General features: G+C 34.8%; 11 protein-coding genes and 1 pseudogene. 3 read left to right on the top strand and 9 right to left on the bottom strand.

What is annotated here, in order from left to right:
* Window positions 1-21 precede the first annotated feature (21 nt).
* The 4 genes from Y7E_RS0113185 to Y7E_RS0113170 form a co-directional block, all read right to left on the bottom strand.
* Window positions 22-867 (bottom strand): DUF4430 domain-containing protein, encoded by an 846-nt coding sequence (locus Y7E_RS0113185; protein ID WP_017151727.1) that lies wholly within the window; start codon window positions 865-867, stop codon window positions 22-24.
* A 55-nt stretch (window positions 868-922) separates the two neighbouring features.
* The gene (locus Y7E_RS0113180) at window positions 923-2,818 is read right to left on the bottom strand and encodes a DUF4430 domain-containing protein (protein WP_017151726.1); all 1,896 of its coding nucleotides are present in this window, start codon (window positions 2,816-2,818) and stop codon (window positions 923-925) included.
* A 380-nt stretch (window positions 2,819-3,198) separates the two neighbouring features.
* Window positions 3,199-3,684 (bottom strand): ribonuclease E activity regulator RraA, encoded by a 486-nt coding sequence (gene rraA, locus Y7E_RS0113175; protein ID WP_017151725.1) that lies wholly within the window; start codon window positions 3,682-3,684, stop codon window positions 3,199-3,201.
* A 530-nt stretch (window positions 3,685-4,214) separates the two neighbouring features.
* Window positions 4,215-5,393, bottom strand: a complete 1,179-nt coding sequence (locus Y7E_RS0113170) for a macrolide family glycosyltransferase (protein ID WP_017151724.1) — start codon at window positions 5,391-5,393, stop codon at window positions 4,215-4,217.
* Between the two features lie 654 nt (window positions 5,394-6,047).
* Between Y7E_RS0113170 and Y7E_RS31695 the strand changes: the two genes are divergently transcribed.
* Together Y7E_RS31695 and Y7E_RS0113165 are read left to right on the top strand one after the other, a co-directional pair.
* Complete coding sequence (locus Y7E_RS31695; protein WP_081584604.1) at window positions 6,048-6,242, top strand: hypothetical protein; 195 nt, start codon at window positions 6,048-6,050, stop codon at window positions 6,240-6,242.
* Window positions 6,243-6,486: 244 nt separating this feature from the next.
* Entirely contained in the window at window positions 6,487-7,401 is a 915-nt protein-coding gene (locus tag Y7E_RS0113165; RefSeq protein WP_017151723.1) for a class I SAM-dependent methyltransferase, read from the top strand.
* Window positions 7,402-7,567: 166 nt separating this feature from the next.
* On the opposite strand, the gene ybaK is transcribed toward Y7E_RS0113165, so the two are convergent.
* Window positions 7,568-8,041: a Cys-tRNA(Pro) deacylase gene (gene ybaK, locus Y7E_RS0113160; RefSeq protein WP_017151722.1), complete on the bottom strand. Its 474-nt coding sequence runs from the start codon at window positions 8,039-8,041 to the stop codon at window positions 7,568-7,570.
* Window positions 8,042-8,478: 437 nt separating this feature from the next.
* On the opposite strand from ybaK, the gene Y7E_RS0113155 reads away from it, so the two are divergent.
* Window positions 8,479-9,771: a histidine--tRNA ligase gene (locus Y7E_RS0113155; protein ID WP_017151721.1), complete on the top strand. Its 1,293-nt coding sequence runs from the start codon at window positions 8,479-8,481 to the stop codon at window positions 9,769-9,771.
* Window positions 9,772-9,983: 212 nt separating this feature from the next.
* Here the strand turns inward: Y7E_RS0113155 and Y7E_RS29695 are convergent.
* The 4 genes and pseudogenes from Y7E_RS29695 to Y7E_RS0113135 all read right to left on the bottom strand — a co-directional run bounded on the left by Y7E_RS29695 (window position 9,984) and on the right by Y7E_RS0113135 (window position 14,167).
* Window positions 9,984-10,970 (bottom strand): annotated as a pseudogene (locus Y7E_RS29695) (NAD(P)-dependent alcohol dehydrogenase).
* Between the two features lie 315 nt (window positions 10,971-11,285).
* Window positions 11,286-12,200 carry an aromatic ring-hydroxylating oxygenase subunit alpha gene (locus Y7E_RS29690; protein ID WP_017151719.1) on the bottom strand — a complete coding sequence of 305 codons (915 nt, stop codon included), beginning with the start codon at window positions 12,198-12,200 and terminating at the stop codon, window positions 11,286-11,288.
* Between the two features lie 141 nt (window positions 12,201-12,341).
* Complete coding sequence (locus Y7E_RS0113140) at window positions 12,342-13,034, bottom strand: hypothetical protein (protein WP_017151718.1); 693 nt, start codon at window positions 13,032-13,034, stop codon at window positions 12,342-12,344.
* A 374-nt stretch (window positions 13,035-13,408) separates the two neighbouring features.
* The gene (locus Y7E_RS0113135; protein ID WP_017151717.1) at window positions 13,409-14,167 is read right to left on the bottom strand and encodes an SDR family oxidoreductase; all 759 of its coding nucleotides are present in this window, start codon (window positions 14,165-14,167) and stop codon (window positions 13,409-13,411) included.
* Window positions 14,168-14,259 lie beyond the last annotated feature (92 nt).

The following is a 14,259-nucleotide window of genomic DNA, read 5'->3' as shown; positions in this document are numbered from 1 at the left end:
ACCTTTACCTAAAGCCCTTTCCTAATTTAACACATATACCCATTCGATTTTATCGCCTGGTTTTACTTTATATCCACCGGCACTACGATTTGGAAAAGCACCATTTACACGGTATTTCCATCCGCTTTTTGGTCCTTTGTCAAATTCATATAAGTCATTTATCCCTTTTACATATTTACTATTTCCCGATCCAGTTGAATCAACATCTAAACCTGTACTTGTTAATATATCAAAAACTGTATCTCCATCTTTTACATCGACTTTCTTCGCACTAGATAAATACCCTTGATCTCCACGTACAGAAATGGTAACTTGCTGAGCCTGTGGTGTTGGCTTTGGTTCTGGTTCTGGTTCTGGTGTTGGCTTTGGTTCTGGTTTTAGCTCTTGCTTCGCTTCTGGTTGTGGTTGCACTTCCACCTTAGGAGACGACTCTTTCGGCTGTTCCTGCTTTGGTGTTTCTTTCGGCTGATTAACTACTTTCGCTTCTTCTTTTACTTCTGGTTTTGCTTCTGGCGCTTTCGTTTGCTCAGCGTTTTCTTGCTTCGCTTTTGGTTGTTCTTGCTGTTTTTGCTCAGCAACTGGTTCTTGCTCTTTTTTCTCTTTTTTCTCTTCTTTCTTTATTTCAGGTTGTTCTTGCTGTTTTTGTTCCTGATTATCCTTTTGCTGCTCTTCTTGTTGCTTTTTCTCGACTGATTCTTCCGGCTCTTCCTGTTTACTTTCGTCTTTCTTCTCTTCTTGTTTCAGTTCCTCTTTTTGTTCTGTTTGATTTGAAATTGCTTTTTGTTCAGGTTTTGACTCATTTTGACTACATCCAACAAGCAATCCAAATGAAAGGACAAATGAGAGTAACCATTTCATCATACTCATGCTTTTCTCACCCTTCTTAATAAAATTAGGAGCAAATCATTGCTCCTAATTTTTGTTAAGCTGCTTTTCGTCTCCATAAAACATATGCAGCAGCGATACATAATACGCCCATTCCTACTGGCATAGCAGTATCCCAAGCAGATGCTCCTGTTTTCGGTAACCAGCGATTTATCGCAGTTTTTTCATTATTTACTGTGTTGTCTTTTGTAACAACACGATAGTTCTCATCATTTGTTTGTTTCTCTTGTTTTTGAATCACTTCTTGCTCTTCAATCACTTTTTTCTCATCCACTACAGGTTCCTTCGGCTCTTCAACTGAGTTTTTATCGCCTTCAGTTGATGAATTTGTCCAATCATATATAGAACCTTCACCATTTACAAATGCTTTATATTGAACAAGTGCTAGAAATGCTTGTTCAGTAGCCATACTACTACCCTCTTCGTCACTTGGCAACCATTTAAATTCGCCATTTGCAAGTTGGTATGATATTAAATTGTAAACTGCGTTTATATTATTTTTAGTGAATGCGTCACTAGTTGGATCAATTCCTGTAATGGCAAGTCCAATAATCGCTTGCGCAACACTGTTAGAATTTTCTTGGCCGTCAGCTTCAAATCCGCCAGTGTTCAATTGTTTATTTGATAAATATTGTACTGCTTTGTCTACAGCTTGTTTTACCTCTGGTTGTTTTTGATACGGTGCTAATGCCGATAAAATCATACCTGTTACATCAATATTACTAGCTTCTTCCTTACTACTTTCAACATTATATGTCCAGCCACCATCTGTATGCTGTGCATTTAAAATCTCTTTTACTAAAGCAGCGCGGCCCCACTTTGCTCCAGCTGGTACTTCATATTTTTTTGTATCAAGTGCAAGTAAAGCGAATGTATAACCAGTAACAGAATTTAACTTTTCTGATTGATACAATTTTTGAACTAAATTCGTTCCTGCAACATTCGTTGGATTCCCATTTACCGCTGATACCGCTAAAACAGTTCTTGCTACATCTGTAGCGCTAAATCGTTCCACACGTTTTTCTACTTTTTGCGTTAAAGATTGTAAATAACTAATCTTTGTTTCTACTGGAATATTATTTCCTGAACGAGCAAGTGCAATTGCTACCCAATCACTATCAATTCCATCTTCCATCATCTTTTGTGATATTTTAGCAATCGCTTGATCTAATTGCTTCATTAGTAATTCATTTTCGATTGGCTCTTTCAACTCATTAGGCTTTTGTTCTTCTGGTTTTTGTTCCTCAGGCTTTTGACCATCCGGCTTTTGTTCTTCTAGTTTTTGCTCCTCTGGTTTTTGTTCCTCAGGCTTTTGTTCTTCTGGTTTTTGCTCCTCTGGTTTTTGTTCCTCTGGCTTTTGCTCCTCTGGTTTTTGTTCCTCAGGTTTTTGACCATCTGGCTTTTGTTCTTCTGGTTTTTGTTCCTCTGGCTTTTGACCATCTGGCTTTTGTTCTTCTGGTTTTGTTACACCTGGATCATTTTCACAAGTTCCAATCTTATCGAGTACTTGTTGCAACTTTTCTGTACTCATATTGTTCCAATCTTCAACAAAACGAAATGCAACAACATCTTCAGATTCTAATTTATAACTATCTGCCCCTACCATGGCAGCTTTATCATTTACATCATATGTCCAGCCACTTGTCTCACCAGCCATTAAACCGTCAATACCTTTAACATAGATACCATATTTCGTATTTTCAGCTGTTACTTTAGTCCCCATTACTTTTTGTAACAAACTATAGGCTGTTTCTCCATCTTCAATAGGCACTTCTTTCGGACATAGAATAACTCCTTTTTGCGATTCCCCAATGATCGCAAGTGTTGCTGTTTTTCCTTCAGCAAACGTAATATGTACAGTATTTGTGAATGAAACAAACACTAATGCAACTGCCATTATCGACGTAAGCAGCCATTTTTTCATCATCGCCATCCTTGGTTATTCCTCCCTTTGCTTACATATACATAAAAAAAGGCCCTTTAAGGGCGTGCAATAGCACTCTACCGTGAGTGCTAAACAAAATGCACAACACCTCCTATCCGCATAGATAGCGGTTGTATTTGTATAGGAAAGATAATGTAGCTTATGAATGTATTATTGTGATAACATTCACTTTTAGCGGCGAACCTATTTAACTTCCACTAATCCCCTTTTAAAGTTATCGTATAAACGACATACCTATACATTCATCAAATTATAAATTTCTGTATTATTTTACTATTGACACGTGATTTTGTCTATGCTTTATTGGATTTATTTTCTAAGAATAATAGTCAGTTACATTAATTTTTAAAACGTCTATTATATAGGTACTATAGGGTACTATGAATTGGTTGCTCGCATACAATAACACCATCTTCATCCGCATACACAAATTGATTCGGTATCCACCTGATTTCTCCAAAATGCAATGAAATTCCCGTCTCTCCTTTTCCTTCCTTTATACTTCTCTTTGGCACGGTACCTAATGCTAAAATACCAATATTTACATTTCGCAGTTCCCTAGAATCACGAACATATCCATGCACAATAATTCCGGCTATATTTCGCTCATTTGCTATATTTGCCAAGTTGTCTCCAAGTAACGCACAATTCATAGAAGCCTCTCCATCAACTACTAAAACAGTTCCCTCCGGTAAAGTTTGCAGCGCTTCCTTTACTAATACATTATCATCTTTCACTTTAACCGTTGCAATCTTCCCATGAAATTGTTCTTTCCTTCCGTATGATTGAAAAATAGGCCTACATACTTGTACTTCTCCTTCAAAAGCATCACAAAGATCTGTCGTTCTCCACATCTTTCTCCCTCACTTCTTTTTTCGATATATATTATATATTCCTGTCGTTTTATTTTTTACCTGTCTTATATTGCAAAATTTTGTATGCTAATTAATAAGAAATACATATAAGAGAGTCTAATGTATGAGCAGCAAAACGAACACTTATCGCCTACTTGATAAGTATAAAACTCCATATACTAATGAGGCTGCTCAAGTAGTTATTTTTAGTTATCTTCTATAGTAAACTTGTTAGCACTTTTCTGCATTTCTTCTATTATATGAATCTTTAAAAACACATCATACTTAGCCGCTAACGGCTCTATATTTTGTAATTGTGAAAAAATAAAAAAAGCATTTCAACACTGCCAGTTGCAATTAGAATTGTGAATGAAGACTTCAGATATGCATGTAGAGGATATTCGGACAGAAGAAAACCCTGCTTATTGATTACTAGCAGGGTTAAGTGTATGTAAGGTATCTTACATCATCAAGTTTCCTTAAATAGATCTATGTTTCAACGATTTTTTCTACATACTCGGCTAAAGATATTATTTTTTCACAACGGAATCAATGACCCTAATAGCTTCTTCTGGTCCACCACATGCTAGGAAGCTATCATTGATTTTTTGTATCCCTTCTTTATATTTTTTGTTAGAGAGAACTTCTTTTACGGCATCTTTTAAAGAGCAAACATTAATATTGTCCCTCGATAATCTATAGCCGGCGCTGAGCTCTGTTAATCGCTGTGCCACCATCGGCTGATCTTTGTCATGAGGTAGAACAACTAGAGGTACTTTGTAGTGAATTGCTTCATTAACACTGTTCATTCCACCGTGCGTAATAAAAACGTCTGCTTGGCTTAATACCTCTAATTGAGGTACATATGAAGAAATAATAAAATTTTCTGGAGCTTGCTTAATTTTAGTGAAATCAGTTTTCTCTCCAACTGCTAGCACAACTTTTCCTTCAAAATCTGAAAAAGCATCAATACAAGTATTGAAAAATTGTTCTACTTGATCTAGAACTGTTCCCATAGAAATATAAAGAACCTTTTTTCCTTTTAATACTTCAAGGGGAAAGTGATTTGTTGTCTTCCTTTGTGGAAAACTTGGACCGATAAAAATATTGTTCTCCACAAAAAGGTCACTGTTAGGTTGGAAATACCGGCTTGTATATACAATATTTACAGCACCCGTATTATTCATAAATTGAAGCATATTTTTTGGCGAAACACCGAACTTCTCCTTTATTTGATATAGTAACTTTTCAACCTTTTCATCAGGTTGTAATGCCGCTGGCGAATCCGGGCTGAAAGGCATTTTCTTTAGAAAGTCCTCAGGCATTAAAAATGATGCTGATGAAGAGATACCCGGAATATTTAAGTAATCCCTTACCAATTCCCCTGCACCGAATTTATCATAAATAATAAAATCAAAATCCATGGTTTCTGATAAATGCTTAGTGATTTCTAGAATGTCGAGCGAAGTTTGAATATGAATGTTCAAAAACGCATTTAAGCCAGAAGAAGTAGAAGTATTTATTGATACTTTTCTAAGTAAATCAGAATGGAGATGGACTATTGCTCCAACTCCTTCAAGTCTTTCCTTAAACTTTTCAGTGGTAATGTAGTGTACATGATCTCCTCGTTCAACAAATGCTTTTACAATGCCAAGAGTAGGATTCACATGTCCTTCCGCAGGAAAGTTAACCATTAATATGTTCAACATCAGCTATTCACTCCTTACATTTTCAAATGGTGCTATTGTCGTTTAACAGCTTTTTCATTATGTAATATTCTGTTAACCACTATCCTCATTTTAACTGTATTTTTAAAATTTTCCCTCATACAAAAGACTAAGAATCCTTACAACTTTAGAATGATTTACAAAAATAAAACCCTGCTTGTTATTGAAGTGACCCTGAAAATAAGACATATACTAAAACAACTAAACGACCTGTTCCCTTTATATTTTAAGGGAGAGGTAGATTAATTTTTCTATATTAGCCATCCCTCTTCTGTATAATATTTCAAATTATGTACATACTATATAAAGGCTGGTGAACAGCTTTAATTCAATTTTGCAGTACCTACAATCTTTTCTCCCTTTCCCTGGGGCTGAGCAGTTAGCTTTTGCTAGCTGCTCTTTTGTATTGCATTTGTTTACATAAGGGCTAATACATAACCAACTCCATAAAATTTGAATATTGTATGAATGAATACACTTTTAATATAAAGTGAAACTTCCATCAGTGGAAGTTTTCTTCATCCCCCACGAATCTCCCTCCCTTCTCTCTGAATCTTGAGATAGAGGTTTTACTGCCCGCAAATAGCGGGATAAAATATATAATTGCCAAATAATTTATTTTAGGAGTTGTTTTGCATGCCAAAAAGACCTTTAGTCTTCACTGTTCCTCCTAATTCAAAAGTTAAAGTTTCATTTTTTTCACGTTACAACAAAGAAATTACAAATATATCTTTCATTAATCAATTACTTAAACCAGAACGCCGGACTCTCACTGAATATCCAGACTATAAAAGATATTCAACTGAAGTACAATCCTTATCAAATTGTTAATGGTACAAGTTACTATACAATTATTCTAGGCGACTTGGACTTTATTTCATTCATAATGAGATTTCCCTTTAAATGTTTATATCGATTTTAGACATCTAAAAAAGAACGTAATAAACAACCCTTTTAACTTGACAAATAAATTTATTTGTGCTATAATTTACTTTTATTTAATTGAGATGTATAATAGGATTCTCCTGGCCAGGGGAATCCTATTTTTTGTTCTAAAATGAAGGAGTGTGTTTGTATGAAGAAAGGTGAGTCAAGTGTAACTTCGCTAATATCAGCTTTTGGCAGATCCTATCATAGTCAATTTGATACCCCTAGAATCTTTAATGATTATATAGCTAAAGACTTAATTTCAGAAAAAGAATTCAATGACATCAAAGAGAATATGGTTCAAGGCATACATTTCTTCAACAAAGATATCGCACAAAAATTCAAGGGAAATACAGAAGAAATATTAAAATGGATTACACAAATCCAACTTTCTCCAACACCCTTGGCACGTGCTGCGTATTGTGAACAAGTATTACTTAATGAAATTATGTTAGGGTTAAAACAATACGTCATACTTGGTGCCGGATTAGATACTTTTAGTTTTCGACATCCAGAATTTGAAAACAGCTTAGAAATATTTGAAATTGATTACCCTGCTACACAGGAATTTAAAAAGAAAAGATTAGATGAGGCTCATTTTAAAATTCCAAGTAACCTTCATTTTGTTTCTATGGATTTCACCAAAACGTTTTCCTATCAAAATCTAATAGATAAAGGATTTGATAACAAAAAAACGTTCTTTAGCCTTTTAGGTGTTTCTTATTATTTAACGAAAAGGGAAATTTCAAGCTTAATAGATAATTTATTTACTAAGGTACCAGCAGGTAGTTCCATCGTTTTAGATTATGCAGACGAAAAACTCTTTGAAGAGAAGGGAATCTCTAATAGAGTTGAAAACATGGTGAAAATGGCTTCAGCAAGCGGAGAGCCCATGAAGTCGTGTTTTTCTTATTATGAAATTGAGAGTATGTTAGAAAAATCAGGTTTACTCATTTATGAACATTTATCACCAGCTGCTATTCATGAATGTTATTTTGCCGATCGAAAAGACTACCTATCTGCCTTTGAAACCATTCATTACATTCATGCTGTAAAAAAATAAAACTTTAGCTGATTTTCTCTTAAGAATAGAATAGTAGCTGAACGTCATAGAAATACCCCATTGGATACAATGAATGCTTTGCATTGATATTGAATAGAAGAACAACAGAATGAGAAAAAAGAGCCATTTGGCTCTTTTTTCTCATTCTCATCTTTAAAATAATATACTAATTCACTACAATATCCTGTACTTCAAAGCGAATGATTTTTTTCAAATCTTCTAATCCCATCTCAACTTGATACCCTATCTTACCTGCACTAAATATGATTGCTTCAAAATCAGTGGCACTTTCATCAATGACAGTTTGAAAAGATTTTTTCATTCCAATCGGCGAACAACCACCATGAATATAACCCGTAAGCGAGAGTAAATCTTTTGATTTCAGCATACTTACCGATTTTTCACGAACGCTAGAAGCTGCTTTTTTCAAATCTAATTCTTTATTTACAGGTACAACAAAAACATAATGCTGCCCCGATTTCGCTGTGGTTACTAATGTTTTAAATACTTGATCGGGAGATTGTCCTAATACCAAAGCAACATCGATTCCACTAATTGCATCCGTATCCACATAGCTATAATGTTTATAGTTGATTTTTTTCTTATCTAACAACCGCATTACATTCGTTTTGTATTCCATTGCGATAAATCCTCCTGCAATAAATTTATATGTACTGTTTCATATAGGAATTGAGACGATAACTTTAAAAATATAATTTCAAATACATAAATATTTTATCTTACTTTGGTATTTTTTCTCAAGTGTTGACAAACCTATTCTATCACTCACACTATTTATTTACGTTCAGATTCATCCGTTAATTTTATTTTATTTTCAAAAAACATTGATATTTCAAAAATCATTCGTTATAATATTTAAAAAAATTAAGGAGAGATCATTCATGTTTAATTATAATACTTCTTTCCAACTTCATCATCATACATAATGCCGTGTATCCGAAGAATTTTTTCTTCGTGGGTACAGGGCTTTTCCTGTTACCCACGAAGCGTTCATAAAGCTATGTGGGTATTTTTATACCTGCATAGCTTTTTTAATTTAAAATAGGAGTGATTCAAATGGATGTAAGAAATGTAAAAGGAACAAGAGATTATTTGCCTAAGGAACAGTTGTTACGGAATAAGATTAAACGAGCTTGTGAAGACACTTTTGAACGATATGGCTGTAAGCCGCTTGAAACACCTACTTTAAATCGGTATGAAATGATGGCCTACAAATATGGGGGCGGTGCTGAAATTTTAAAAGAAATGTATACACTACGCGATCAAGGAAATCGTGAACTCGCACTTCGATATGATTTAACAATCCCATTTGCAAAAGTAGTAGCAATGAATCCGGAAATTCGCCTTCCTTTTAAACGCTATGAAATCGGAAAAGTCTTTCGTGATGGACCAATAAAACAAGGAAGGTTCCGTGAATTTATTCAATGTGACGTTGATATAGTTGGCGTAGAATCTGTTATTGCTGAAGCTGAATTAATGGCTATAGCCTTTGATCTTTTCAAAACTTTAAATCTAGCTGTTACAATTCAATATAATAATCGTAAGTTATTAACAGGTATCCTTAAATCAATTGAAATTCCAGATGAACAAACAAATGATGTCATTTTATCATTAGATAAACTTGAAAAGATTGGGATCGATGGCGTACGAAAGGATTTACAAAGCCGCGGGATCGCAAATGAAACTGTAGAGGTTATTTGTAATACCCTTGAATCTTGTATGACATTAGAACTCGATGCATTTAGTCAAACTTTCTCAAATCCACTTATAATAGAAGGAATCAATGAACTACAACAATTACAGCAATACCTACTCGCCCTTGGTGCCCAAGACAATACCATTTTCAATCCATTTTTAGCAAGAGGGCTTACAATGTATACAGGCACAGTTTATGAAATCTTTTTAGCAGATGGAAGTATCACTTCAAGCATTGGTAGTGGTGGACGTTATGATAATATAATTGGAGCCTTTCGTAAGGATAATACCTCCTATCCAACAGTAGGAATTTCCTTTGGCTTGGATGTTATTTATACAGCTCTTGAGCGAAAAGAAACTAAATCTACTTCTGCTGATATTTTCATTATTCCTATTGAAACGGAAACGAAATGTTTACAAATAGCAGGGCAATTACGTTCTAATAGTACAATGAGGGTAGAACTTGAACTTACCGGCCGTAAACTAAAGCGAGCACTTAATTACGCAAATAAAGAGAACATTCCTTACGTGCTTATTATTGGTGAAACTGAAATCTCTACGAAAACAATTGTTTTACGTAATATGAAGGAAAGTACCGAAATAAACGTTCCCCTATCTTGTATTGAAAATGGAACTTTAAAAGACTATTTATAAAAAGGTGGTCCACTAAAAAGTTAAGCGGTTCTCTTTTGAAGTACCCGCAACTATAAAAACACATATAAAAGTAGGGATAATAGCAGAGCAATTCACACATGAATTCGCTCTGCTTTTTTATGGTACTAGAGGTTTAAATCGCATGTATAAATCCCATGCGATTTAGCAGGTGCAAAAAAAATTGTTATTCACCTCGGAGTGTTCCTCATTTATTAGTATTTATTGTTATGTTCTACATTTATAACGACATTTCCCTTCTTGTGTCCTTTCTCGACATATCTATGAGCTTCCACAATCTCTTCAATCGTATAGTACCTGTCAATAACCGCTTTTATCTCCCCCGTCTCAACAAGTTCTTTAAGGAAGTCTAATGATTCGGAAGTTTCAGGTGAATTTTGACTTAATATGAGTTTCTTGCTGCTTGTCAATTTAGTTCATAGCATTTGAACACTTGGCAACGGTTCAACGATATCGATATAGGTACCGTCCTTCTTTAACAATTTGATACAATCTGAAAATGAGCTCTTGTTTACCGCTTCAAAGATAACATCATAAGTCTCGTCTGTAGTAGAAAAATCTTTTGCAGTGTAGTCAATTGCCTTGTCGGCCCCAAAAGATTTTATCAATTCTGAATTTTTGTCACTGCACACTCCTGTAACTTTTGTTCCGAAATACTTAGAAATCTGTACTGCATAACTTCCTACACTTCCAGAAGCTCCATAGACAAGAACATTTTGACCGCTCCGCACGTTAGCTTTTCTAAGAAAAAACAAGGCTGTACGTGCCCCAATTGGAATGGCAGCGGCTTCCTCATAGGTTATATTAGAAGGTTTAATAGAGACTGCTCCATCTTCAGGCAGACAAATATACTCGGCATAAGAACCAAAACCCACTTGGGTAGCCGCAAAAATCTGGTCTCCTTCCTTAAACCGCTGGACATCTTTCCCTACTGACTCAACTTCTCCTGCTAACTCCATTCCCAATATTTGTTTTTTAGGTTGATTAAAACCAAGTGCTATTCGAGCAGGTAGCCAAACAGAACGAGGAACCGTAAAACTCCTTGATCGAATATCTCCTGCTGTTACGGTTGTCGCTTTTATTTTGACCAGTATTTCATTTTTCTTAGGAACGGGTTTTTCTACCTCTTTCAGTTGAAGAACGTCGGGGGAACCGTACTTTGTGTACACAATTGCTTTCATTAACCTTCCTCCAATTTGGTCTATTTATTAATATCATACGAATAACACGATTAAATAGAACAATGCTTCACTCTTCAACAAAATGCTAAAAGCAATAGACTTCACTTGCGAAATCCACTGCTTTTATACTTGTTTTCATATATGCTTTTTCCAATGCGAGTATCTCAAAAGAGAACGGCTTGCTAAAAGGTGTGCCACTTTTTTAAACATAACCTTTTAGCTATAATTACAAATTGAGTTTACATAACAAATTTATAGTATACTATTTTATTAATCTAAATAACATGTTCGTTCTTCACCCATCAAAAATTGAAATCATCTCTGCCTAAACTTAATTTGCGCTGCATCTGCGTATACATGCGCCTCCAATTTCAAAGCTTCTGGAATTGGTCTTGGGTGCTGACTTTCTACTACCACTTGATCTTCTTGAAGAACTTTCAAACTATACCGGCTAAAAATTGTATGTAGAAACGGAATTTTTTTCGCAAAATTTCTACCTGCTAATCCGAAAATTATTGTTTCTTCTTCATCTACCGGTGTAAAAGTAACAAAATTAATAAACTTTTTGCTTATCCCCTCTAACGGCTTTAACAACCATTGCTGAGGAAACTTATAACATAAATAGGCCTCACCATTTTTAAAGGAAAATGCATCTAAATCACCTTCAATTTGCAGTTCTTCTAACTCAGGGTTTGAGCCTTTCCCAATTGTATTCTTATGAACAAAGCTTAAATGTACAACATCTAGTACACTTTCTACAACTCTTGTAAAGTGAGCATTCCAATTTACTTTATATGGCGAAAATACAAAACTAGTATCTTCAACTTCGTCAAATAGTTCCAATACCGGTAATTCCCCATCACTTACCTGGTAGTCTGGATACACCCAAATTAGTCCAGCTTTTTCAATTACAGGATAAGACTTCGTATGTGCAAATTTCGGTATCGGTTTCGAAGGCTGCGATGGAATGCATACACAAGTACCTCCTCCATCAAACTCCCATCCATGATATACACATGTTACTCTCCCTTTTCGAATTGAACCAAGAGATAAATCCGCCCCGCGATGCGGACAATACGCATGTATTGCTTGAATTTTATGATTCTCATTACGAAATAAAACGAATTCTTTTCCTACTATCCTTCTCTTTATCGGCTGACTCGTAACATCTTTTGAAAAACAGACAGCATACCAGGTACACGGGAATATACGATTTATATTTTCATTCATATGTACCTCCCCCATCACTCTAAAGCTAGTATTTTTACATTATGTGTACTTTTTATAGTATGAAAATTTCTACTTTAATAGAAGGCACAAATAAAAGAAGAAACCTTTATTGTTTCTCCTTTTCACTATACGTAATTTCATTTAAGAAAGTTTATTTAAAAGCTGATTCAAATCTTGCTTTGTTTTCGTCGTTAATGACTTTATTCGTTTCACATCTATTTTTTCTTTTTCAGCCGCAACAATTAAAGGATACATACTTTGTCCAATCGTTTTATAATCAGTTGGATGAGTCGCTTCTAACTCTTTTTCGATGACATCCCACTTTTCGTTTATTTGCTTCCCTAATTTATTCACTATATCTAACTTAGGGTTTGCAGCTAATTGTTTATCCAAACTGTCAATAAGTTGCGCAACTGCTTTCACATTCGTTTTCACAGCCACGCTTTTATTTGTATCTTTCGTTGAAGTTGTTCCATTAGTAGATTGTTCTGTCGTTTTTGTATTCGTCTCTTTTTCGGAATTTTTTCCACTTGTCGTTTGCTCGTTAGTTTTGGCATTTGAAGTTTGATTCGTTGTTTTCTCATTACTCTCAGTTCCAGACGTTTCTTTGGAATTCTTTTGATCTTTCTCTGTTTTTTCATTAGAAGATGTGCTTGTTTCTTTCTCACCGTTTTTCGTTGCAGATGTTTCATCAGCATTCGTTGTTTTTGCTTCTTCTTGTGCGTTCGTTTGTTCCTTTTTCACTTGATCTTTTTCTGTGGAGGTACTACAAGCTGTAATGGAGAGCATTGTCCCAATTGCTAGCAATGCAATTGTTATCTTTTTCATTTTCATAAAAAGCCTCCTATATTTACAATTTTATCCTCCTTCTTACGATTCTATTTATCTATACAAATCCCTTTTTGTTCTATCCATCATCTTTCCGACAGAAATCTTCATATTTATACGACAACTAATCATGAATCTAATTTTAAAATCCGAGTTTTTTCTATTCTTTATAATATGCTTTATACGAAACTCTCTCCAATAAAAATAGAAGAATATATTGACCTATAAGGGTTATTTTAAAAATTACATATTTCTTTAAAATAATCTTTTCACTATCAGAAGTCCCCATTTTCTGACAATACATTTATTTTACACAGGAAATATTTCCTAATTCATATTATTTCTCAACCTGTTTGTTTACATAATAAAATTATAAACTATTAATAGAATCCACCATTCGAATGAATGACTTGTCCCGTCACCCATTTTGCTTCTTCACTTACTAAAAATGTTATTAGACGTGCTACATCCACAGGCTCTCCTATTCTTCCTACTGGAAATCTGGTCACTAAACACCCCTTAATTTCCTCTGTCATCCACCCTGTATTGGTTGGTCCCGGATCAACAGCATTTACAGTAATTCCTTTTTTCATTGCAACTGGTGCTACTGAAGTAGTAAAAGCTTCAATTGCTCCTTTCGTTGCTATATAAGCAAGTTCATTTGGCATTGGACCTAGCGATTGCCCAGATGTAAGATTTACAATACTTCCACTTGTTTCAAGCGAATAATGATTAATAAAGAGTGTACTTAATAACATCGTAGCACGCATATTTACCGTATAATGCTTATCTAGTTGCTCTATATCAAGTTCTTCAATAGTTGTATCAGTGGAATATGCAGCATTGTTAATAAGAATAGACGGCTCTCCTAATCGTTCTGATACCATATATAATAACCGATTTGGTGCATACGATTGCGATAAGTTCACCTCAGCCATTTCACAGCGTACGCCATAATTTTCAATTTCTCTTTTCAATAAAAATGGTTCTTCATCATTCATACTCCATGGCATTGCCTTATCGTACCTAGGCCAGTACGTGAAAAAAATATCGATACCTATTTGAGCAAGCGCCTTGCAAATCGCTGCCCCAATTCCATTCAAACGTGTTGCTCCTGTAACAATTGCTATTTTCGTCACTCGTTTCTCCCCCTATTTTGCAAAGTAAAATATACCTTCTAGTAAATTAGAACCATAAGTCTCATTTCTTACAAATAAATCCCCTGCATGAA

Source organism: Bacillus bingmayongensis (assembly GCF_000299035.1).
Classification (GTDB): Bacteria; Bacillota; Bacilli; order Bacillales; family Bacillaceae_G; genus Bacillus_A; species Bacillus_A bingmayongensis.
This window is presented reverse-complemented; position numbering and strand designations above follow the sequence as displayed.

Excerpts from the sequence above, each read along its gene's own strand:
- Y7E_RS29690 (WP_017151719.1), bottom strand. The coding sequence starts at position 12,200 with ATGAATGAAAATATAAATCGTATATTCCCGTGTACCTGGTATGCTGTC.
- Y7E_RS0113140 (WP_017151718.1), bottom strand. The coding sequence starts at position 13,034 with ATGAAAATGAAAAAGATAACAATTGCATTGCTAGCAATTGGGACAATG.
- Y7E_RS0113170 (WP_017151724.1), bottom strand. The coding sequence starts at position 5,393 with ATGTTGAACATATTAATGGTTAACTTTCCTGCGGAAGGACATGTGAAT.
- Y7E_RS0113165 (WP_017151723.1), top strand. The coding sequence starts at position 6,487 with ATGAAGAAAGGTGAGTCAAGTGTAACTTCGCTAATATCAGCTTTTGGC.
- ybaK (WP_017151722.1), bottom strand. The coding sequence starts at position 8,041 with ATGGAATACAAAACGAATGTAATGCGGTTGTTAGATAAGAAAAAAATC.
- rraA (WP_017151725.1), bottom strand. The coding sequence starts at position 3,684 with ATGTGGAGAACGACAGATCTTTGTGATGCTTTTGAAGGAGAAGTACAA.
- Y7E_RS31695 (WP_081584604.1), top strand. The coding sequence starts at position 6,048 with ATGCCAAAAAGACCTTTAGTCTTCACTGTTCCTCCTAATTCAAAAGTT.
- Y7E_RS0113185 (WP_017151727.1), bottom strand. The coding sequence starts at position 867 with ATGAGTATGATGAAATGGTTACTCTCATTTGTCCTTTCATTTGGATTG.
- Y7E_RS0113180 (WP_017151726.1), bottom strand. The coding sequence starts at position 2,818 with ATGGCGATGATGAAAAAATGGCTGCTTACGTCGATAATGGCAGTTGCA.
- Y7E_RS0113155 (WP_017151721.1), top strand. The coding sequence starts at position 8,479 with ATGGATGTAAGAAATGTAAAAGGAACAAGAGATTATTTGCCTAAGGAA.